Source organism: Qipengyuania sp., assembly GCF_965277845.1.
Classification (GTDB): Bacteria; Pseudomonadota; Alphaproteobacteria; order Sphingomonadales; family Sphingomonadaceae; genus Qipengyuania.
Map to the genome: position 1 here is coordinate 1232099 of NZ_OZ255844.1, position 21073 is coordinate 1253171.

21 protein-coding genes are annotated in these 21073 nt (G+C 65.7%); 6 read left to right on the forward strand and 15 right to left on the reverse strand.

Annotated elements, in window-relative coordinates:
• Window positions 1-21 precede the first annotated feature (21 nt).
• Complete coding sequence (gene asd / locus ACQY4G_RS06095) at window positions 22-882, forward strand: archaetidylserine decarboxylase (RefSeq protein ID WP_421989484.1); 861 nt, start codon at window positions 22-24, stop codon at window positions 880-882.
• On the opposite strand, the gene ACQY4G_RS06100 is transcribed toward asd, so the two are convergent.
• From ACQY4G_RS06100 to xth, 3 genes are read right to left on the reverse strand one after another with little or no spacing between them, the layout of a single operon-like run.
• On the reverse strand, window positions 861-1361 hold the full coding sequence (locus ACQY4G_RS06100) for a GNAT family N-acetyltransferase (RefSeq protein WP_421989486.1): 501 nt from the start codon (window positions 1359-1361) through the stop codon (window positions 861-863). The genes asd and ACQY4G_RS06100 overlap by 22 nt on opposite strands.
• A complete protein-coding gene (ribA, locus tag ACQY4G_RS06105; RefSeq protein ID WP_421989488.1) occupies window positions 1358-2407 on the reverse strand; it encodes a GTP cyclohydrolase II in 1050 nt (349 codons plus the stop codon). The genes ACQY4G_RS06100 and ribA overlap by 4 nt, the downstream gene beginning before the upstream one ends.
• 5 nt (window positions 2408-2412) lie before the next feature.
• Window positions 2413-3204 (reverse strand): exodeoxyribonuclease III, encoded by a 792-nt coding sequence (xth, locus tag ACQY4G_RS06110; RefSeq protein WP_291171485.1) that lies wholly within the window; start codon window positions 3202-3204, stop codon window positions 2413-2415.
• Window positions 3205-3421: 217 nt separating this feature from the next.
• On the opposite strand from xth, the gene ACQY4G_RS06115 reads away from it, so the two are divergent.
• A complete protein-coding gene (locus ACQY4G_RS06115; protein WP_421989490.1) occupies window positions 3422-4822 on the forward strand; it encodes an alkaline phosphatase in 1401 nt (466 codons plus the stop codon).
• A 384-nt stretch (window positions 4823-5206) separates the two neighbouring features.
• Here the strand turns inward: ACQY4G_RS06115 and ACQY4G_RS06120 are convergent, their stop codons facing one another.
• The 5 genes from ACQY4G_RS06120 to pabB all read right to left on the reverse strand — a co-directional run bounded on the left by ACQY4G_RS06120 (window position 5207) and on the right by pabB (window position 9253).
• Window positions 5207-5869, reverse strand: a complete 663-nt coding sequence (locus ACQY4G_RS06120) for a LolA family protein (RefSeq protein WP_421989492.1) — start codon at window positions 5867-5869, stop codon at window positions 5207-5209.
• A gap of 75 nt (window positions 5870-5944) precedes the next feature.
• A complete protein-coding gene (gene rpmG / locus ACQY4G_RS06125) occupies window positions 5945-6112 on the reverse strand; it encodes a 50S ribosomal protein L33 (protein WP_067692617.1) in 168 nt (55 codons plus the stop codon).
• 265 nt (window positions 6113-6377) lie between these two features.
• Complete coding sequence (arfB, locus tag ACQY4G_RS06130; protein ID WP_291171264.1) at window positions 6378-6782, reverse strand: alternative ribosome rescue aminoacyl-tRNA hydrolase ArfB; 405 nt, start codon at window positions 6780-6782, stop codon at window positions 6378-6380.
• Window positions 6783-7445 carry an RluA family pseudouridine synthase gene (locus ACQY4G_RS06135; protein ID WP_421989494.1) on the reverse strand — a complete coding sequence of 221 codons (663 nt, stop codon included), beginning with the start codon at window positions 7443-7445 and terminating at the stop codon, window positions 6783-6785.
• Window positions 7442-9253 carry an aminodeoxychorismate synthase component I gene (gene pabB / locus ACQY4G_RS06140; RefSeq protein ID WP_421989496.1) on the reverse strand — a complete coding sequence of 604 codons (1812 nt, stop codon included), beginning with the start codon at window positions 9251-9253 and terminating at the stop codon, window positions 7442-7444. Before pabB ends, ACQY4G_RS06135 begins: the two co-directional genes overlap by 4 nt.
• A 110-nt stretch (window positions 9254-9363) precedes the next feature.
• On the opposite strand from pabB, the gene ACQY4G_RS06145 reads away from it, so the two are divergent.
• Window positions 9364-10890 (forward strand): helicase HerA-like domain-containing protein, encoded by a 1527-nt coding sequence (locus ACQY4G_RS06145; RefSeq protein ID WP_421989498.1) that lies wholly within the window; start codon window positions 9364-9366, stop codon window positions 10888-10890.
• Here the strand turns inward: ACQY4G_RS06145 and ACQY4G_RS06150 are convergent.
• The 6 genes from ACQY4G_RS06150 to ACQY4G_RS06175 form a co-directional block, all read right to left on the reverse strand.
• Window positions 10887-12299 (reverse strand): ATP-binding protein, encoded by a 1413-nt coding sequence (locus tag ACQY4G_RS06150; RefSeq protein ID WP_421989500.1) that lies wholly within the window; start codon window positions 12297-12299, stop codon window positions 10887-10889. The two genes, ACQY4G_RS06145 and ACQY4G_RS06150, sit on opposite strands and share 4 nt — an antisense overlap.
• Window positions 12299-13039: a response regulator gene (locus tag ACQY4G_RS06155; RefSeq protein ID WP_421989502.1), complete on the reverse strand. Its 741-nt coding sequence runs from the start codon at window positions 13037-13039 to the stop codon at window positions 12299-12301. The genes ACQY4G_RS06150 and ACQY4G_RS06155 overlap by 1 nt, the downstream gene beginning before the upstream one ends.
• Before the next feature lie 50 nt (window positions 13040-13089).
• On the reverse strand, window positions 13090-13755 hold the full coding sequence (locus ACQY4G_RS06160; protein ID WP_421989503.1) for a hypothetical protein: 666 nt from the start codon (window positions 13753-13755) through the stop codon (window positions 13090-13092).
• A gap of 180 nt (window positions 13756-13935) precedes the next feature.
• Entirely contained in the window at window positions 13936-14334 is a 399-nt protein-coding gene (locus ACQY4G_RS06165; RefSeq protein ID WP_421989505.1) for a cupin, read from the reverse strand.
• A gap of 1 nt (window position 14335) precedes the next feature.
• Window positions 14336-14731, reverse strand: a complete 396-nt coding sequence (locus ACQY4G_RS06170) for a VOC family protein (RefSeq protein ID WP_067692643.1) — start codon at window positions 14729-14731, stop codon at window positions 14336-14338.
• Between the two features lie 72 nt (window positions 14732-14803).
• The gene (locus tag ACQY4G_RS06175) at window positions 14804-16606 is read right to left on the reverse strand and encodes an aminopeptidase P family protein (RefSeq protein WP_421989507.1); all 1803 of its coding nucleotides are present in this window, start codon (window positions 16604-16606) and stop codon (window positions 14804-14806) included.
• Between the two features lie 151 nt (window positions 16607-16757).
• Between ACQY4G_RS06175 and ACQY4G_RS06180 the strand changes: the two genes are divergently transcribed.
• From ACQY4G_RS06180 to ACQY4G_RS06190, 3 genes are read left to right on the forward strand one after another with little or no spacing between them, the layout of a single operon-like run.
• Complete coding sequence (locus ACQY4G_RS06180) at window positions 16758-18905, forward strand: S9 family peptidase (RefSeq protein ID WP_421993580.1); 2148 nt, start codon at window positions 16758-16760, stop codon at window positions 18903-18905.
• Window positions 18902-19513 carry an HAD family hydrolase gene (locus tag ACQY4G_RS06185; protein ID WP_421989509.1) on the forward strand — a complete coding sequence of 204 codons (612 nt, stop codon included), beginning with the start codon at window positions 18902-18904 and terminating at the stop codon, window positions 19511-19513. The genes ACQY4G_RS06180 and ACQY4G_RS06185 overlap by 4 nt, the downstream gene beginning before the upstream one ends.
• 9 nt (window positions 19514-19522) lie before the next feature.
• On the forward strand, window positions 19523-19915 hold the full coding sequence (locus tag ACQY4G_RS06190; protein ID WP_421989510.1) for an acyl-CoA thioesterase: 393 nt from the start codon (window positions 19523-19525) through the stop codon (window positions 19913-19915).
• On the opposite strand, the gene ald is transcribed toward ACQY4G_RS06190, so the two are convergent.
• The gene (ald, locus tag ACQY4G_RS06195) at window positions 19912-21027 is read right to left on the reverse strand and encodes an alanine dehydrogenase (protein WP_421989512.1); all 1116 of its coding nucleotides are present in this window, start codon (window positions 21025-21027) and stop codon (window positions 19912-19914) included. The genes ACQY4G_RS06190 and ald overlap by 4 nt on opposite strands.
• Between the last annotated feature and the right edge of the window lie 46 nt (window positions 21028-21073).

The window sequence follows — 21073 nt, forward strand, 5'->3', positions numbered from 1 at the left end:
AGTCCGACATCGCTCCCCGCCATGACCTCGCCCTTCATCTGGTTGCAGCATGCCCTGCCCCACCATTCGGTCTCACGCGCCGCAGGCAAACTCGCATCCAGCCGGGTACCATGGCTCCGCGACCTGCTGATCCGCCGGTTCGTAGATGCCTATGATGTCGACATGGGCGAGGCCGCCCGCGGACTGGGCGAATTCGACAGCTTCAACGACTTCTTCACCCGCGAATTGAAGCCGGGTGCCCGGCCGCTGGCGGATGCATCGCAATTCGTGCTCAGCCCGGCGGACGGTGCAGTCAGCCAGATCGGCCGGATCGAGGGCGGACGCATCTTCCAGGCCAAGGGGCGCCACTTCACCGCCGAACAATTGCTCGGCGGTGACGCCGCCTCCGCAACGCGCTTCGAGGGTGGCCATTTCGCGACGATCTACCTCAGCCCGCGCGACTATCACCGGGTCCACATGCCTGCCTCGGGCGATCTCGAGAGCGCGACCTATGTGCCGGGCGATCTGTTCAGCGTGAATCAGGTCACGGCGGAGAACGTCGATGGCCTGTTCGCGCGTAACGAGCGGCTGGCCTGTCTGTTCGCCGGCGAGGACGGCCGTTTCGCCAGCGTCATGGTCGGCGCGATGATCGTCGCAGGGATCGAGACCGTATGGTCCGGCCCGGTGGAGACCCATTCGCCGACCCTGGCGCGCGAGGACTTCGCCAGCGGCACGCATCGCCTTGCCGCAGGCGCCGAAATGGGACGCTTCATCCTCGGCTCGACCGTGGTACTGCTGTTCGAACCCGGCATGGTCGAGTGGCTCGACGGGATCGTGGCCGGCGATACCGTCCGCATGGGACAGGCGCTCGGCCGGCGGCTTCAGCCGAAAGCGGGCGCGTAGCTTACCGTTCCGCTCGGCGCATCGCCATCGATCACCAGCCGCTGGAAGTATTCGGCGGGCGGGCCGGGGAAGACGAGCTGCGGATCGTGTTCGAAGCCGAAGCGCTGATAATAGGCCGGATCGCCCAGCAGCACGATGCCCCGCGCGCCGCGCATCCGCATATCGGCGATAGCGCGTTGCATCAGCCGCAAGCCGACCCCCTGGCGTTGCAGCGACGGCAATACCGCGATCGGGCCGAGGCCGTACCAGTCGCGCGAGCCATCGGTTATCTGTACCGGCGAGACGGCAACATGGCCGACGATCCGCTCGCCATCCTCGGCCACCAGCGAGAGCGTCAGATCGCCGTCCGATCTAAGGCGGTCGATGATGCGCACTTCGCTGCCGTCGCTATGCGGCGAATCTGCGAAGGCCGCCTGCGTGACCACGCCGATCGCTGCATGGTCGCGCGGCTCCTCGGGGCGGATGGCGATGGCGGTCACAGCAAATGCCCCGACCGGTCGCGCTTGGTCGCGAGATAACGGGTGTTGTGCGGATTGTCGGGCAGCGCGTGTGGAACCCGCTCCGCGATGTGCACGCCCTGCGCGGAGAGTGCGTCGACCTTGGCCGGGTTGTTGGTCATCAAGCGGATCGCCTTGATCTCTAGCAGGTCGAGCATTCGCGCTGCAGTGGGGAAATCGCGCGCCTCGTCGGGAAGGCCAAGCCGCGTGTTGGCATCGACCGTATCGAAGCCCTGATCCTGCAGGCGATAGGCGCGCAGCTTGTTGACGAGGCCGATCCCGCGCCCTTCCTGCCGCATGTAGAGCAGGACGCCCCATCCGCCCTTCTCCGCCTCGCTCGCCATCGCATGCAGCGCAGCGTCGAGCTGAGGCCCGCAATCGCATTTGAGGCTGCCGAGGATGTCGCCGGTCAGGCATTCGGAATGCAGCCGCACCAGCGGCGCGCGGTCGGCGGTCTGCTCGCCGATGATCAGCGCGACATGCTCGCGCGTATCGTCGGGGCTGCGGAAGGCGACGATCCGCGCATCCTCCGCCGCCGCCACGGGCAGCCGCGCGCGTGAGGCGATCTGCAGGCGCCGGGCATCGGCAAAGGCGGCGACGTCGGTCGCGCTGAGCGGGACGGCCTCAGCCGCTCCTTGCGGGTCGACGAGATATGCGGGCAGCACGCCGGCCATGCGCGCCAGTTCGAGCGCGGCACGCGCCTGGTCCTCCCAGCCGAGAGGCAGCGCCTTGAACGGCCCCTTGAGCGGGTTGGCCATGTCGAGCGCAGGGTCTGCCACGGCTAGGGCGGCAGACAGGTCGAAGGGGTCGGCGGCACGCATCAACACGGGCTGGCGCGGCGCGGCGGCCTCGATCTGGTTGATGAGCTTGAGTGTTGCCGCTCGCGTGGCGGAAATGAGCATCGCCTCGCCCGACACATCGCCGAACGCCGTCTCGACCGGTTGCAGCACGGGCGCGCCTTCGATGGCGAGCGGCCAGCCGTGGCGCAGCGCATCGACCGCTTGCGCGGCGCGGCGGGAAGGGGACACTGCGCTCAGAGGGTGAACTCCGTTACCAGCGGCACATGGTCCGACGGCTTTTCCCAGTCGCGTGCATATTCGTGGACCGAGTGCCCGGTCGCCTGTTTCGCCAGTTCGGGGCTCGCCCACATATGGTCGAGCCGGCGCCCGCGGTCGTTGGCTTTCCAATCCTTCGCGCGATAGCTCCACCAGCTGTAATAGCGCTCGGGCGCCTTGATGTGCTCGCGCCCGATGTCCGACCAGCCATGCGCGTCCATGAAACGCTGCAGTGTCTCGACCTCGACCGGCGTGTGGCTGACCACTTTTAGCAATTGCTTGTGGTTCCAGACGTCGCTTTCGAGCGGGGCGATGTTGAAATCGCCGACGATCAGCGTCGGGCGGTCGATCGCATCGGCCCAGCGCGTCATGCGCTCGAGGAAGTCGAGCTTCTGCCCAAATTTGGGATTGACCTCGCGGTTCGGCTCGTCACCGCCTGCGGGGACATAGACGTTCTCGACGATCATCCCCTGATGATCGGTCAGCTCGACGCCGACATGGCGCGCCTCGCCATTGTCCTGCCAGTCATGGCGCGAGAATTCCCTGAGCGGTGTTTTCGCGACCGTCGCGACGCCGTGATAGCCCTTCTGCCCGTGCACTGCGAAATGCTCGTAGCCGAGTTCGCGGAACGCCTCGTAGGGGAACTGGTGTTCCTGGCACTTGATTTCCTGCAGGCACAGAACGTCGGGCGACTGCTCCTTTATGAAGCGTTCGACGATCGGCATGCGCAGGCGGACGGAATTGATGTTCCAGGTAGCGATAGAAACCATGAGGGCGGGTTAGGCGAGCCCTTCGACTGCCGCAAGCGTCGGGGATCGGTCATGCGGGAGTCTTTGCTTGGTGCGCCTTCGCATCCGTCGAAGGCTTGCGGGACAAAGCAGCCAAGGGAAGCGCGGACGCGCCTCACGCACGCAACAAGAAACCGTCGCGCTTTCGTCATGCCGAGCGGTGATATAGGGCGCGCGTTCAGATCCAGGGAGTTTCCAGATGACCATTCGTCCGCTTTGCCTTGCCACCGCCGCTGCGCTTGCGCTGGGAGGGTGCACCGCCACCGTCGCGCAGGAGTCGCCGCAGGCCGCGGCCGCTGCGGTCCCGGAGGAGAAGCGGGCCAAGAACGTCATCCTCTTCGTCGGCGATGGCATGGGCATCTCCACCGTCACCGCCGCCCGCATCTACGCCGGTCAGAAGCTTGGCCAGACCGGCGAGGAATATGTTCTGCCGTTCGAGACATTCGGCAATGTCGCTCTGGTCAAGACCTACAATACCGATGCGCAGGTCCCCGACAGCGCGGGGACGGCCAGCGCGATGCATACCGGGGTGAAGACCAAGATCGGCGTTCTCGGCTACGGCCCCGACATCGCGCGCGGCGATTGCAGGTCGGGCAGGGGTAAGGAGCTCGCGCTGCTCGGCGAGGAAGTCACCGCACGCGGCCTCGCGCTCGGCATCGTCAGCACCGCGCGGCTCACGCATGCGACGCCCGCCTCGGTCTATGCGCGCAGCGTCAGCCGCGACTGGGAAGCCGATGCCTGGATCCCCGAAGACCAGCGCGGCCTTGGCTGCACCGACATTGCCAGCCAGTTGATCGCTGCCCCCTTCGACGTCGCGCTCGGCGGCGGCAGCGTCGCCTTCTACGGGGAGGCGCAGGACGGGCGACGGATCGAGGCGGATGCCGATCTGCCCGCCGCATGGGTGGCTGCAACCGGCGGAAGTTTCGTGACCACGACTGCCGACATGCGGGCTGCGCCCGCCGACAAGCCATTGTTCGGCCTCTTCTCGCGCAGCCACATGACCTATATGGTCGACCGCGAAGCCGACAGCAGCGAGCCGACGCTGACCGACATGACCGCTGCGGCGATTTCGCGCCTCAGTGCCGATCCGCAGGGCTATTACCTCATGGTCGAAAGCGGGCGCATCGATCATGGCCATCACGAAGGCCGCGCGGGCTATGCGCTGGAGGAAACGGTGGAATTCGCCCGAGCGATCCAGTGGGCGATCGACAATACCGATCCCGAAGAGACGCTCATCATGGTGACTGCCGATCATAGCCACGTCTTCACGATCGCCGGCTATCCCAAGCGCGGCAATCCCATCCTCGGGCTCGTCACCAACCCGCTCGACGATGGGCCGTCGCTGGCCGAGGACGGCAAGCCCTACACCACGCTCGGCTATGCCAACGGCATGGGCGCGTTTTCGGGCGAGCGTCCGATGCCCGAAACCGGGGTGCGGGCGCGCCAGCAGGCGACGGTTCCCCTCGATTCGGAAACGCACGCGGGCGAGGATGTGGCGCTCTATGCGACCGGCCCGGGCGCGGAAAACGTGCGCGGCGTGATGGAGCAGAACCTGATCTACGACGTGATCCGCAAGGCGTTCGGCTGGGAAGGAAAGTAAGCGGAATCTTTGTTGCGTGCGGGAAGCGCGTCCGCGCTTCCCTTGGCTGTTCCATCCCGCTCCCCACCCGGCCACCCACGGCACGGTATCCTATGGGTGGCCGGGTGGAGGAGTAAGCCGGAACAGCCGCAAGCCTGCGACGGATGTCGAAGGCGCACCCAAGCAAAAACACAAAAAACCCCCGCGCCGGGGGCATTGGCGCGGGGGTTTCCTGTGAGCGTTCGTCACGCTTGGAACGAGAAGAACCAGATCGAGGGGATCAACAGGGGGGAAATCCGCCTCGCGTCGTCTCGTGATATGTAGATTATGTCTCGCCCGATTGCTGTTCAATGAACGGTGGCAAGCGGGATATCCCGCAGATCGCACCGCTCACCGCCGAAACGTTTACCCCGGGCGGCGGGACGAACGGCGCGGATCGCGAAATGTGAACGCGCTATCGGCCACGGCGACACCGTAACGCTGGTTCGAGAGCCTAACGGTAGTGCGATGGTTCTGCGAATCGAGCGCGACCCAGTGGGTCAGGCGCAGACCGCCGGGGGCCGATGCGTCGCGTGCGAAGATCAGCGTGATCACGCCGAATTCGGGACGCTTGGTATCGCGCACCTCGACGCTGACGACGTCGGGGTGGTTGGTGGGGACCAGTTTGCCGTATCGCTTCACGTCGCGGTTGGGATCGAGCAGCGCGCCCAATGGCGAATTCTTGATCGGCCAGCGTTGGACCTGGTTCACTTCGTAGTCGACCATATACATCGACCTGCCGTTCGAGACGACGAGCATGGGCACCCCCTTCTCGTACTGGAAACGGATCTTGCCGGGGCGTTTCAGCGTCATCACCCCGCGCACGCTTTGCCCGCTGCGATCGGTCTGGACGAAATCCGCCTTCATGGTCGAAATGCCGCGCAAAGCGGCGACCGCGCGATCGAGGTCGCCCTCGGCAGCGACCACCGGGGCCGGGGCCAGCACGGCGGAAACGGGAAGCGCCGCGGCCAGCGAAAGAGCCAGCGCGGCGCGAATCGGTTTGTTCGATTTCGAAGACAAGATGCTCATGCTCCTGCGATTAGGACTGGAGCATTGAACCATCACTGAACCCGGCTCGTTCCCGCGGTTCAGCTTGGCAGAGCATTACTTGATCTTGGCTTCCTTGAACTCGACGTGCTTGCGCACGACGGGATCGTATTTGCGGAAGGTGAACTTTTCCGTGTGGTTACGCGGATTCTTCTTGGTCACGTAATAGAAGCCCGTGTCGGCGGTCGAGACGAGCTTGATCTTGACGGTTGCGGGCTTCGCCATGGCGTGTTCCTAAAGATCTTTCTGAATGGCCCTCGGGCCGAAATAATAAGGGCGGCGTGTTCCTTGCGCTTGGTCAGACCGGTTCCGCCCCACTCCCCCTCCCGGCCACCCATCAGCATACCCTAGTGGGTGGCCGGGAGGGGGAGTGGGCTGGTGCCGAAATCGTTTCCCAGAAACGAAAAGAACGGCTGCACCGCCGTCCGGCGCGCCCTTTGTGTGATTCACGGGGAAAAGTCAAGCATTGCGGAGTGGGCAGGTATCTCGACTACCAGTCGACCTTGCCGCGCTTCGCCTTCACCTCGCCCCGCGCTTTCTTCGCCTTCAGCCGCTTGACCTTGCCGACGCGATTGACGCGGCTCTTCTTGCGCTTCTTCGGCGGGGTGAGCGCTTCGCCCAGCAGCGCGACGAGCCGTTCGCGTGCGGCCTCGCGATTCTGGTCCTGCGTGCGGTATTCGTTCGCGGTCAGCACGATTTCGCCGCCTTTGGTCAGCTTGCTGCCCGCGATCTCCTTGAGCCGCTCGAAGGCTTCCGGGGGCATGCCGAGCTGGAATACGTCGACGCGGAGCTGGACCGCGGTGGCGACCTTGTTGACGTTCTGCCCGCCGGGGCCCGAGGAAGCGATGAACTTCTCCTCGGCGATTTCGAGCGCCTTGTCGGCAATGCGTCCCATTCAATCCCGGCCATCCGAAAAGCCGAGGGCGGCGAAATCCTGCGGTAGCGGGGCCTGGGCGGCTATCGGCGGCTTGCCCTCGCGCGGAACGGTTATCGCTGCGGCATGCAGCATGGTGCGCGGTGCACCCTTGCCGTTGCCGTAGACCGGGTCGCCCAGCAGCGGCAGGCCCAGCCCCGCCTGGCAATGCACGCGGATCTGGTGCGTGCGGCCGGTCTCGGGCCGGAACTCGAGCAACGCGCGACCGTCCTTCTCCGCCAGCATCCGCCAATGGGTGACCGAAGGCTTACCCTTCTTCGCCGCGATCATTCGCCAGCCCTTCTCGGCGCTGCTGATCTTTGACAGCGACAGTTCGATCGTCCCTTCGGTAGCGTGGGGTACACCGGCAAGCACACCGAGATAGCGCTTCTCTACCAGCCTATCCTCGAAGCTCTTGGCAAACCGTTTGAGCGCCTTGGGATTGCGCGCCAGCAGCAGGCAGCCGCTGGTATCGGTGTCGATCCGGTGGACGGGCACGGGGGCGCGCTGGAAACCCAGTTTCAGCTCTTCGAAATGATCCTCGAGACATGGGCCGCCTCGGCGCGGACGTTCGATCGGCAGGCCCGCGGGCTTGTCGATCACAAGCGCCTCGCCGTCTTCGAAGAGGATCGGGATGTGCGTCATGTCTTGAGCGTCGCTTTCATTTCCAGCCTGAGCGCGTTGCCGAGCAGGAAACCCTCCGCCAGATCTTCGATCCTCAGCTCGGCTTCCCTCGCCCTGCCCTCGTCCAGCAGGGTCTGGCGATAGACACCGGGCAGCAGGCCGAGGCTGGCGGGAGGGGTGAGCAACACGCCGTCCTCGCCCTTCACGAAGATATTGGTCAAACAGCCTTCGGTCAGCAGCCCGTCCTCGCGCACGAACAACGCCTCTTGCGCGCCGTTTTGACGCGCGATGCGCTGCGCATCTTCATAGAAGCCGCGATCAGAACTCTTGTGCCTGAGGCGCCAGTCCCCCGGATCCACCGGCAGCGGCAGCACGATGCAACTGGCCGGCTGGGGCCAGGCCTCGGGCATGTCCTGCGCCTCGAGCGCTATCGACCCCGCACGCGATGCGAGCAAGCGCACCCGGCTCGGTTTCTCGAGCACGAAACACAGCGCGTGAAGCTGGTTGCGCGCCTCGTGACGGTCGAAGGCGAAGCCCAGTTCGGCCGCGCTCCTCTTGATACGCAGCAAGTGGCTTTCGATATACGGGATCCCCGTTTGGGGCGTAAACCGCATCGTTTCGATCAGGTCGAACTGCGCTGCGCGCTGATCCGGCGCGGACGTGCGCGCAAAGGCGCCCTTGAGAATCGCTTCGCGCCATTCGGTGCGCGGCTCGCTATCGGCGACGATGGCACCTCCCACGCCGAGCACCGCTTTGCCGCGAGCATTCTCGATTTCGGTCAGCCGCAGCGTCCGGATCGCCACGTTGAAGGCGGCATCCCCGTCCGCCCCGATGCGCCCGATCGCGCCGCAATAGGGGCCTCGCGGATCGCGCTCGACATCGCCGATCAGTTCCATCGCGCGGATCTTGGGCGCGCCGGTGATCGAACCGCAGGGAAACAGCGCACGCACCAGATCGATGGCGCCCTCGTCCTTCTCCAGCCGGGCGCGAACGACGCTCACCATCTGGTGGATGGTCGGATAGCTCTCGATCGCGAAGGGATCGTCCACCCGAACGCTGCCCGCCTCCGCCACGCGCGACAGATCGTTGCGCATGAGGTCGACGATCATCAGGTTCTCCGCCCTGTCCTTGACCGATCCGGCGAGTTCCTCGGCGAAGGCGCGATCCGCCGCTTCGTCATGACCGCGCGGGCGCGTGCCCTTCATCGGCTTGGCCTTGGCCTCGCGCCCCTTGAGCGACACGAACAGTTCGGGGCTGAGGCTGAGCAGCCAGTGCGAGCCGTCGAACACTAGCCCGCCATAGCCCGCCTGCGCTGCCGGGCGCAGCGCGGCATAAAGTCCCAGCGGATCGCCGGTGAAGCCGCCTGCCAGCGGGAAGGTGAGGTTTGCCTGGTAGATATCGCCTGCGCGGATCGCCTCCTGCAGCGTGGCGAAGGCCTGCTCGTAACCGCCGGGCGAGAGCTGAGGATCGAGGGGGCCGACGCTGCCGCTGCCCTGGGCATGCGCTTCCAGCCAGCCGAGCACTTCTTCGGCCGCGATGCGCGTCGGGGCATCGAACAGGCCGAGCCACACCAGCGGCCCCGCCGCGCCGCTGCGCGCATCGGCCAGCGGGCGCAGCTTTTCTTCCAGAGCGAGCCCCGCCTCGTAACCGATGTAACCCGCCAGCTCGCCGCCCGCCCGGCGTGCGTCCTCCGCGGCGGAGAGCACCGCGTCGACCTCGTCGGCACGGCGGGCGATGAAAACCTCGCGCGGATTTTCGAACAGCAGCGCATCGGCCGCACCGCTTTCGCGCGCATCGTCGAGCAGGACAAAGGGATGCCGTTCCGCCATCGGTGCCAGCCTTTACCGCTTGGCGAGCGCCTGTCGAGGGATTGCTTGACCGCGCCCACAAGGCTGCGCCAAACGGCCGGGACCTGGGATCGGCGGGAGCAGTCACCTTTATGAGCGAAATATTCCTCGGGCTGGGCGCCAATGACCAGCGCCAGCACCTGCGGCTCGACCAGGCCAATCGCCACGGATTGATTGCGGGCGCGACGGGCACCGGCAAGACGGTGACCTTGCAGGGGCTGGCCGAAAGCTTTTCCGCGCGCGGTGTCCCGGTCTTCGTCGCCGATGTGAAGGGCGACCTCGCCGGAATTTCGATGGCCGGATCTCCGCAGTTCAAGCATGCCGACAAGCTGGAAGGCCGAGCGCAGGAGCTGGGCATGGAGGACTATGCCTATGCCGACAATGCGGCGGTGTTCTGGGATCTGTACGGCGAAAAGGGCTTCCCCATCCGCACGACGATCTCGGAAATGGGGCCCTTGCTGCTGGCGCGGCTGCTCGATCTCAACGATACGCAGGAAGGCGTGCTCAATATCGTCTTCCGCCATGCGGACGAGAACGGCCTGCTGCTGCTCGACCTTGGCGATCTGCAGGCGATGCTCGCCCACGCCTATGACAATGCCAAGGCGTTGTCGGGAACCTATGGCAATGTCTCGAAGGCCAGCGTCGGGGCGATCCAGCGCCAGCTGCTAAGCTTCGAGAGTCAGGGCGCGGATATGTTCTTCGGCGAGCCCGCGCTGGAAATCGACGATTTCCTCAAGCTGGACGAGCAGGGGCGCGGGACTATCAACGTACTCGCCGCCGACAGGCTGATGCGCAGCCCCAAGCTCTACGCCACCTTCCTTTTATGGCTGCTTGCCGAGCTGTTCGAGAGCCTGCCTGAGGTCGGCGATCCGGAAAAGCCGAAGCTGGTGTTCTTCTTCGACGAGGCGCACCTGCTGTTCGACGATGCGCCCGAGGCGCTCGAGGACAAGGTCGAGCAGGTGGTGCGGCTGATCCGCTCGAAAGGCGTCGGGGTCTATTTCGTGACCCAGAACCCCGTCGACATTCCGGAAAAGATCGCCGGACAACTGGGCAATCGCGTACAGCATGCGCTGCGCGCCTTCACCCCGCGCGACAAGCGCGCGATCAAGGCGGCAGCGGAGACGTTCCGCATCAATCCCGATCTCGACGTCGAACAGGCGATTACCGAACTGAAGGTGGGTGAGGCGCTGGTCTCGACGCTCGACGATGACGGTGCCCCGACCGTGGTGCAGCGCACGATGATCAAGCCGCCGCACTCGCGTCTCGGACCGGTGACCGAAAAGGAGCGCAAGATCGTCAACTCGGTCAGCGAGCTTGATGGCAAGTATGACGAGGCGGTCGACCGCGAGAGCGCGGAGGAAGTGCTCGCCGCCAAGGCCGCCGATGCGGCCGAAACCGCGAAAGAGGTCGAGGAGAAGGGCGAAGCCGAGGTGCGCAAGCGCTCTCGCAAGCATACCTCGATGTGGACGAAGGCGGGCAAGGCTGCAGCCAAGGCGGCGGCCGGTTCGCTGACCTCGATCGCGGTGGCAACGGTAATGGGCAAGAAATCGCGCGCCGACCCGCTGCGCACCGGCGCGACCGCTTTCGTGCGCAACATCATCGGCGGGCTGATGCGCTAGGCGGGCAGCCGCAGTTCCGCCCGCAGTCCTCCCTCGGGTCGGTTGGCGAGGACCAGCGTGCCGCCATGCTGTTCGGCCACCGCACGCGCCAGCGTGAGGCCGAGCCCCGCGCCGCCCGTCTCGCGGTTTCGGCTCGCTTCTCCGCGGGTGAAGGGTTCGAGCATTTCGGCGATCCGCGCTTCGGGAATGCCGGGCCCCTCGTCCTCGACGCGGAGCACCGCCAGGCCATCCTCGCGCAGCACCGAAACCTGCGCATTGCCGCCATAGCGCAGCGCATTGGTAACCAGATTGCGCAAGCCCCGCTTGAGCCAGGTCAGGTGCACCGGCGCGGCGATCCGGCCGGCGACTTCGAGGGTCACCGGTCTTCCCATATCCTCGAATTCCTCTACCACCGATGCGGCGAGCGCGCCGAGTTCGGTCATCTCGGGCGGTGTGTCGCTGCGCCCGATTCGCGCGAGCGAGAGAATCTCGTCGAGCGTCCGGGTGATGTCCTCGATCGTCGCCGCCATCTTGTCGCGCGCGGCAGCATCCTCGACACTCTCGATGCGCACCCGCAACGCGGCGAGTGGGGTCTTGAGATCGTGCCCGATCGCGCCGAGCATCACGTCCTTCTCGTCGAGCATCGAGCCGATCCGCGCCTGCATCGCATTATGCGCTTGGATCAGCCGCCGGACATCGTCCGGTCCGCTGGCCGCCAGCGGCTCTTCGGGCGCGCCTGCGCTTCCGAAGCGGCGGGTCCGGTCGGCCAGCGCATGGAGCGGGCGGGTGATCCGGCGCAGCACGAAATAGAGTAGGCCGACCAGCACCAGAAACAACAGCAGCGTCTGCAACACCAGCGTGCGTACGATCGCGCGGTCGGGGGGTGGCACGGCGAGCCGCGCGACCTGCCAGGTTTCGCTGCCCTCGCGCCGCAGCCCGACGACGAGCAGTTCATGCGGCGCCTCGCGCAGCCGCTGCGCCCAGCGCGGGGCGACCTCGCCGAACTGGCGGAGCAGTGGATCGGACGCGAGCGCACGATCGACGGCAACAATTTCCGCTATCTCGACGCCCTGGCGTTCGAGTTGCTCGGCGATTGCGCTTTCGCGCTCGGGGTCGCGCGCCTCTCCGGGAAGCAGCGGGCTGGCGCTGCCTTGCGAATAGCGGATGCGGCGCGGCAGTCGCAGGAAGGGCTGTTCGCCCATTGGCGGGCGGGCGAGGCGCGGGCGGGTGCCGCGCCGGGGCCGGTCTTCACGCAAATCGCGCCGCTGCCCCATCAGCAGCTGGAAGCTGGCCATGCTGGTCAGCGCGAATTCGCGCCGCTCGGTCGCCGCGCGGTAGAGCATCGTCGCCGAAATCGCCTGCGCGATCAGCAGCGCGGCGGCCAGCGCCAGCATGACCTGGCCCAAAAGGCTGCGTGGCAGCAGGCGCATCAGGCTTCGTCGCCGGGGCGCTGGAGCCGCGCGACGTCGGCACCGAAACGGTAGCCCCCGCCGCGCACAGTCTGGATGAAATGCGGATTGCGGCTGTCCGCCTCGATCTTGCGCCGCAAGCGGCTGACCTGATTGTCGACCGCGCGGTCGAACAGCTGCGCCTCGCGCCCCTGGACCATGTCGAGCAGGCGGTCGCGGTCGAGCACCTGGCGCGGATGGTCGCAAAAGGCGCGCAGCATGCGAAATTCGGCGGTCGAGAGCGGGACGAGCGTGCCCTCGGGATCGGTCAGGCGACGCTTGAGCGGATCGAGGTGCCAGCCTTCGAAGCCGTAGACCAGTTCCTCGGACGGTCCTGGCGCGGGGCGCTCGGCGCGGCGCAAAACCGAGCGGATGCGGGCGACCAGCTCGCGCGGCTCGAACGGCTTTGTGACATAATCGTCGGCGCCGATTTCGAGCCCGACGATGCGGTCCATCGCCTCGCCCCTGGCGGTGAGGAGGATGGTGGGAAGTCCGCGGGATTCTATGAGGTGACGGCAGAGCGACAGCCCGTCCTCGCCCGGCATCATGATGTCGAGCAGGACGATATCGGGCGATTGCTGCCCAAGCAGACTGCGCGCCGCAGCCGCGCTCTCGGCCTCGCGGACGGCAAACCCCTGGCGGGTGAGATATTCCGCCAGGGGTTCGCGCAGGCTGCGTTCGTCATCGACGAGCAGGATGGTGGTGGGCGCGGGATCGGTCATGCTCTGTCCTTGCCCGCGCCTACCGCCGGAATGCGCGCGCGATCAAGCGCTTACTGGCCGCGCCGCTCGCTGCGCTTGGCCCGCCATTCGGCGCGCATCGCCTGCCGCGCGGCGGTCCGCTCGGCCTGGGTGATCGCGCCGTCGCCATCGGCGTCGACACGGGCGAAGCGGGCTTCGACCGCAGTGTCGAATTCGCTGCGGGTCACGGTGCGATCGCCATCGCTATCGGCCATGCGCAGCATGCGTCGCGGGCCCTGGCCACGGCGCATGCCGCGGCGTTGACCACGCGCTTCGCGCATCGCGGCCAGTTCATCCTGCGAAAGACCGCCGGAATTGTCGGTATCGAACCGGGCAAAGCGCTCGTCCATGCGTGCGGCGCGGCGCTCGGCGCGTTGTGCCCGGCGCTGTTCGCGGCGTTCCATTCGCGCTTCGCGCATGGCTCGCATTTCGTCCTGCGACAATTCGCCGTCACCATTGCTGTCGGCCCTCGCGAACATCTCCTGCTGCATGGCTGCGCGATCCCCGGCGTCGAGCACGCCGTCGCCATTGGCGTCCATCCGTTCGAAAGCCTGCGCACCATGCGCGCGCGCTTCGCTCAGCGTCACCACGCCGTCGCCATCGGCGTCCGGCTTGGTCCAGCGATCCTGATTGGCGAGCGCGGCCGTGCCGGTCAGCGCCAGCGTGGCGGCGGAAAGCGTGAGAAAAGTCTTGGTCATCGCATATCTCCAAAGGTCTGGAGAGCTGCGACGGACCAGGGGGGTCTGAGAGGGATCGTGTGAAGCCCGCCGCAGCTCGTGTCCCTGTTCTAGGGTTGCAATGTCGCAGCAATATCCCGAACCCGGCCTGAATTGTAACGCATTGTACCGCACCGGCGGGTCCGTTCACCGGAGCGAAAGTCAGCGCGGGCGGTGCTGCGTTCCCTCGCCCGCAGTGATGAAAATCGCGCTCGCCTCGTCCTCGACGTCGGCGATATGCCACACGCCGGGCGGGTTGATCGCATATTCGCCCGGCGTCAGCGTCACCGATTCACGGCGACCTCCGGGAAATTCCTGCGTCAGGACCATTTCGCCCGCGATGCAGATCACCACCTCGTCGCCCAGCGGGTGCATTTCCCAGCTCGGCCAGCCTTCGGTGAATGTGTGCTGGCTGACCAGCCGGCCCTCGCGCCCGTCGGCACCGTGCCGTTGGCCATAAGCCTCGTACCATTCCATCCCGTCGAATGGCGGCTGGGGGACCGCCGTCGCGCCGAGCCCCAGATGGATGAAGCTGTCGGCGAGACGGCGTGGCCCGGTCATGTCAGCCCACCTTGTCCATGAGGAAGGCGTTCAGCTTGTTGCCGTCCGGATCGCGGAAATAGGCGGCGTAGAACACCATGCCGTTCTCGTCGGGCTCGCCGCGCGGGCCGGGCTCGCCCTCACAGCTGCCGCCATTGGCGAGCGCGATGTCGTAAAGCCGCTTGACCTGGTCGCGGTCCTTGGCCTGCAGCGCGACCATGGTGCCATTGCCGGTGCTCGCCTCCTTGCCGTCGAACGGCTTGGTGGCGGCGATCCCGGCACCGCCGCCCGGATCGCCCCAGGCAATGAAACTGTCGAACTCCATCATCCGCCCGACGCCCATTTCGGCGGCGATAGGGTCGTAGAACTTGGCTGCGCGCTCGAGGTCGTTGGTCCCGAGGGTGACGTATCCGATCATGGTAATGCTCCTTGTTTCAGCGACTCGCGACCGCTAGCGATTCGCGAGAACAATACGGGAACAAAGACATTCCTACAAGGGTGCGCATTCCGCTTTCAGCCATTCGAGGTCCTCACCCGCGAGCTGCGGCGAGAGGATGTTCCAGACCTTGGCGTGATACTCGTTCCACCAGTCGATTTCGGCCGGGGTGAGCAGGTCCTTGTCGACCAGACGCCGGTCGAGCGGCACGAAGGTCAGCGTTTCGAAGCCGAGATAGTCGCCCTCGCTCTCGATACCGGCCGGCACCACCAGCACGAGATTCTCGATCCGGATGCCATAGGCGCCCGCCTTGTAATAGCCGGGCTCGTTCGACAGGATCATGCCTTCGCGCAGCGGCGTTTCGGTGCCGGGGAAGGCGCCGCCGGGCTTGGAAATGCGCTGCGGACCCTCGTGGACCGAGAGATAGCTGCCCACGCCGTGGCCGGTGCCATGGCCGTAATCGACCCCACCGTTCCACAGATGCATACGCGCGAGCGCATCGAGCGCGCCGCCAGTGGTGTGGTCGGGGAATTTCTGCATGTCGAGCTGGATGTGGCCCTTGAGGACGCGGGTGTTGCGCTCGATCATTTCGGCGGTGGGTTCACCCGGGCCGACCCACACGGTGCGCGTGATGTCGGTGGTGCCGTCGAGATACTGGCCGCCCGAATCGCACAGGTAGATCGAGGAGGGCGGGATCGGGATATTGCTGTCCTCGTCCACCTTGTAATGCGGCAGCGCGGCATGCGGACCGGCGGCGCTGATCGTGTCGAAGCTCGCGTCCTTCAGCACGCCGACCGCCTCGCGGAATTCGCGCAGCTTGGCCGCAGCGGTCAGCTCGTCGATTTCGCCCGAGGGCGCATGGATCGAGATCCAGCGCAGAAAGCGCGACACCGCCGCCCCGTCGCGGGCCTGCGCGTCGCGGTGGCCCTGCTGTTCGGCAGGGTTCTTGATCGCCTTGGGGAGGACGGTGGGGTCGTCTGCGCGAACCACGGTCGCCCCGCCCGTCTTAAGGGCGTGAAAGATACCCGCGACCGCATGGTTAGGATCGACCGCGACGGTCTTGCCTTGCAGCGCTTCGAGCGCGGGCACGAATTCATCCCGGGGTCGTACGGTCACCGCATTGCCGAGATGCTTGGTCAGTTCGGGAGTGACCTTGTCGAGCGCGATGAACAGCTCGGCGGTACCGTCGGCATGCGCTAGGACATAGGACAGCGCGACCGGCGTATTGTCGACGTCCTTGCCGCGCATGTTGAGCAGCCAGGCGACCGAATCGAGCGCGCTGATCACTGTGGCGTCATAGCCTTCGGCCTTGAGCCAGTCGGCCACCTCGGCGCGCTTGTCGGCGCTCGATCGGCCGGCGTGCTCCGCGTCATGCGGGACTGCGGCGGCGAGCGAGGCTTGCGGGCGGTCGTCCCAGATCGCATCGATCGGATTGCCCGCGACCGGGACCAGCTCGATGCCCTTCTTGGCGAACAGCTTGTGCGCCTCCTCGGCCCAACCGATGCCGTGGAGCCACGCATCGTAGCCGATCTTCGCACCCTCGGGCGCGTGCTCTGCAATCCACTTCGCAGGTGAAGTGGCGGGCACGTCCTCGTAATCGTACAGCATGCCGTCGACCTGCTCGCGCACCTGCACGGTATAGCGGCCGTCGGTGAACATCGCCGCCTTGTCGGTGAGCACCGCTGCGCTGCCTGCGCTGCCGCCGAAGCCGGTCAGCCATTGGAGGCGCTGCGCATAGGCGCCGACATACTCGCTCATATGCTCGTCGGAGATCGGGATCACGAAGCCGTCGAGCCCGCGCTTGGCGAGTTCGCGGCGCAATCCGTCGAGGCGGGCTTCGTAGGTCTGCATCAGCATGGGAGGAATCCTTTCATCGAGGCCGGTTGCGCTTTGCGCGACTCGGCGCTTGCGGGCCATGGCATGGCCGCATAATCACTCCCCATTCATAGTCATCCGCGGCGCCGCTTTCCAGTTTTGCGCCGCTTGGGGAGGACCGATCATGCCTTTCATGCGATACGCCGCGTGCCTATCTGCCGCAGCCCTGGCGCTGGCCGCGCCAACCCATGCCCAGACTTCCGAAGGGACCCAAGTGACACAGCCGACTTCGCCGCCGACTGCCGAGAAGCGCGACCACAGCTATTCGCATCACGGCATCACAATCGCCGATCCCTATCACTGGCTGAAGGACCAGTCCTATCCGACGATCGACGACGAGGATGTGCTCGATCACCTGAAAGCGGAAAACGCCTGGTTCGAAGCGCGCATGGAGCCGCACCAGCCGCTGGTCGACAAATTGTTCGAAGAGATGAAAGCGCGGATCAAGGAGGACGATTCCACCGTACCGCAGCGCCGCGGCGACTGGCTCTACTGGTCCGAATTCGAAGAGGGTGCGGAGTACCGCAAATATTACCGTAAGCCGGTGGCCGGCGGCGATCCGGTACTGATCCTCGACGAGAACGAGCTGGCCAAGGACGTCGAATACTTCCGTCTGGGCGCCTTTTCGGTCTCGCAGAACGGGCGCTATCTCGCCTATTCGGCCGACACCAACGGGTCCGAACGCTTTACCGCGCGGATCAAGGATTTGCAGACCGGCGAACTGCTGCCCGACGAAATCCCGGGCACGCTGTCGGGGCTGGTGTGGGTGAAGAACGACACCGCGCTGGTCTATGGCACCGCCGACGACAACTGGCGCGTCCACGATGCGACCATGCATGTGCTGGGCACGCCGGTCAGCGAGGATGTCGAGCTCTATCGCGAGACGCAGGACGAAGGCTTCCGGGTCGGTAGCGGCCTCTCCGCGCAGGAAGACTGGCTCATCATCTCCACCGGCGACAACGAGACCAGCGAGGTCCGCCTTGTTCCCGCAGACGATCCGACTGCCGAGCCGATTCTGGTGAAGCCGCGGACCAAGGGCGTCGAATACGACGTCGACGTGCGCGACGGGACGCTGTGGGTCCATACAAACGACGATCACGTCAATTTCCGGCTGGCGACCGCCTCGCTTGAGGCGCCGGGCGAATGGACCACGCTGATCGCCGGATCGGACGAGTTTTACCTGACCGATTTCGACCTGTTCAAGGACTTCTACGTCACCGAAGGGCGGCTACGCGGGCTCGACCAGATCCAGCTGCGCTCCTACGCCGATCCCAACCTCGTCAAGCCTGTCGCCTTTGCCGAGGCGAGCTTCAATGCGGGGCTCGATAACAACCCCGAATACGATCAGGACAAGCTGCGCATTTCCTACGAGAGCATGGTCACTCCGGATTCGGTCTATGACTACGACGTCGCCAGCGGCGAGCTCGAACTGCTCAAGCAACAGGAGATACCGAGCGGCTACGATGCCGATCTCTATACCACCGAGCGGGTCGAGATCGCGGCGCGCGACGGGACCATGATCCCGGTCAGCCTGGTCATGCGCAAGGACCGGCCGAAGACCGGCCCGCTGCATCTCTATGCCTATGGCGCCTATGGCTATGCGGTTCCACCGGGCTTTTCCAGCACGCGCCTCAGCCTAGTCGATCGCGGCTTCGCCTATGCCATCGCGCATATTCGCGGCGGCGACGATCTGGGGCGCAAATGGTACCTGCAGGGCAAGCTCAACGAACGCACCAACACGTTCAACGATTTCGTCGACGCGGCGAAGGGTCTCGTTGCAAAGGGCTATACCGAAAAGGGCAAGATCAGCATCTCGGGCGGTTCGGCGGGCGGTAGCCTGATGGGCGCGGTCGCCAACACCGATCCCGATCTGTGGGGCGCGGTGGTGGCGCATGTGCCCTTCGTCGACATCCTCAACACCATGCTCGACGAGGAACTGCCGCTGACGCCCGGCGAATGGCCCGAATGGGGCAATCCGGTGCTGTCGAAGCAGGCCTTCGCCTATATCCTGAGCTACAGCCCCTACGACCAGGTCGTGGCGCAGGACTATCCGCCGATGCTGGTGACCGCCGGGCTCAACGATCCGCGCGTGACCTATTGGGAACCCGCCAAATGGGTCGCCAAGCTGCGCGAATACAAGACCGACGACAACGAGCTGCTCCTGAAGACCAATATGGGCGCCGGGCACGGCGGCAAGTCGGGCCGTTTCCAGTCGATCCGCGAAACGGCCGAGGAAGTCGCCTTCATCCTGTGGCAGCTGGGTTTCGGGGACGCGGATTGACCATCAGCAATGTCGTCTTCGATATCGGGAATGTCGTCGTCCCGTGGGACCCTCGGGGGATCGAGCGAAAGGCCTTCGGCAGCGAACGGGTCGACGACCCGGCCTTTAGGCCCGCATTGTCCAGCAATCCCATCTGGCTCGCGGTCAATCGCGGCGAGCACACGCTGGCGGATGCGAAAGCGCTTTACATCGCCGAGCTGGGCCTGACCTCGGCCGAGGTCGACCGGCTGTACGATGTGCTGATGGACAGCATGGTGCTGCTCGAAGACACCCATGACCTGATGAAGGAACTGCAGGCGGCGGGCTACCGCCTTTTCGCGATAACCGACAACGTGCATGAAATCGTCGCCCATCTGAAGGAGCGGCACGATTTCTGGCCGATGTTCGAAGCCGCGGCGCTATCGGCGGAACTGGGCGTGCTGAAGCCCGATCCGAAAATGTACGATCACGTGATCGAGGCGGGTTCGCTGGACCCGAGCGAATGCCTGTTCTTCGATGACGTACCGGCCAATGTCTCGGGCGCGGAGGCAGTGGGGATGGTCGCACGCCGTTTCACCGATGCGGAGCAGGCGCGGGCCGATCTCGCGGCACTGGGCGTAGCGCTCTAGGCGGTCGGGATGGGAACGCTATTCACCAAGCGCTTTACCGCCAGGGCCGAGCACATCGACGAGCTCGGCCACGTCAATAATGCGGTGTGGGTGCAGTGGATCCAGGACATGGCCACCGCGCATTGGGACGCGGTGGCCCGACCGGAGGATCGCGCGGTGTTCTTCTGGGTCGTGACGCGTCACGAGATCGACTATCGCGGCAATATCGATGCCGGCGAAAGCGTTACCGGCGAAACCTGGATCGAGGGGCCTGCGCGGGGCGCGACCTCGCTGCGGCGCGTCGATTTCCGCAACGCTGCGGGCAAGGTCATCGTCGGCGCGGCGACCACCTGGGCGATGCTCGATCGTGCTTCGGGCCGGCTGGTCCGCGTCAGGCCCGACGTGCTCGAACCCTTCGTCTAGGCGAGGATGTCCGCCACCGGGCGGTAATCGTAGCCCAGTTCGCTGGCGACCGCTTCATAGGTCACTTCGCCCTTGTGGACGTTGAGGCCTTCGGCGAGGTGCGGGTCGGTGGCGAGCGCGGCTTTCCACCCCATGCGGGCGATGCGCAGCGCGTGCGGCAGGGTGACGTTGTTGAGCGCATAGGTGCTGGTGCGCGCCACTGCGCCGGGCATGTTGGCGACGCAGTAATGGACGATATCGTCGACCACATAGGTCGGATCGGCATGCGTGGTCGGCTTGCTGGTTTCGAAGCAGCCGCCCTGGTCGATCGCGACATCGACCAGCACCGCGCCCTTCTGCATGTCGCCGAGCATGTCGCGGGTCACCAGCTTGGGTGCCGCCGCGCCGGGAATCAGCACCGCACCGATGACGAGATCGGCGTTACACACGGCGTCGTAAAGGTTCGCGGCATTCGAGAAGCGCGTGCTGGCGCGCGCTTCGAAATGCGTGCCGACCTTCTCCAGCACCTCGGGATCGCGGTCGAGGATGGTGACGTCCGCGCCAAGGCCGACTGCCATCTGCGCGGCGTTGAAGCCGACCACACCGCCGCCGATCACCACGACCTTGCCCGGCATCACGCCCGGCACCCCGCCGAGCAGCACACCGCGTCCGCCATGCGCCTTCTCGAGCGCGGTCGCGCCGGCCTGCACGCTCATGCGACCGGCGACCTGGCTCATCGGCTTCAAGAGCGGCAACTGGCCGCGCGGACCGGTGACGGTCTCGTAAGCGATGGCGGTGACGCCGCTTTCGACGAGATCCCTGGTCTGATCCGGATCGGGGGCGAGGTGGAGATAGGTGTAGAGGATCTGGCCCTCGCGCAGCTTCTTACGCTCGACCGCCTGCGGTTCCTTGACCTTCACGACCATTTCGCACTCGGCGAAGATCGCGTCAGGCCCGTCGACGATCTTCGCCCCGGCGGCGACATATTGCTCGTCGGCGGCATCGATCCCGCAGCCCGCTTGCGTTTCGATCCATACCTCGTGACCCTGCATGACGAGCTCTTTCGCGCTCTCGGGCGTCAGGCCGACGCGGTATTCGTGATTCTTGATTTCCTTGGGGCTGCCGATGAGCATGGGGAGGACTCCTTATATGGGCGCGCCCGTTACAGCTGTAACCAAG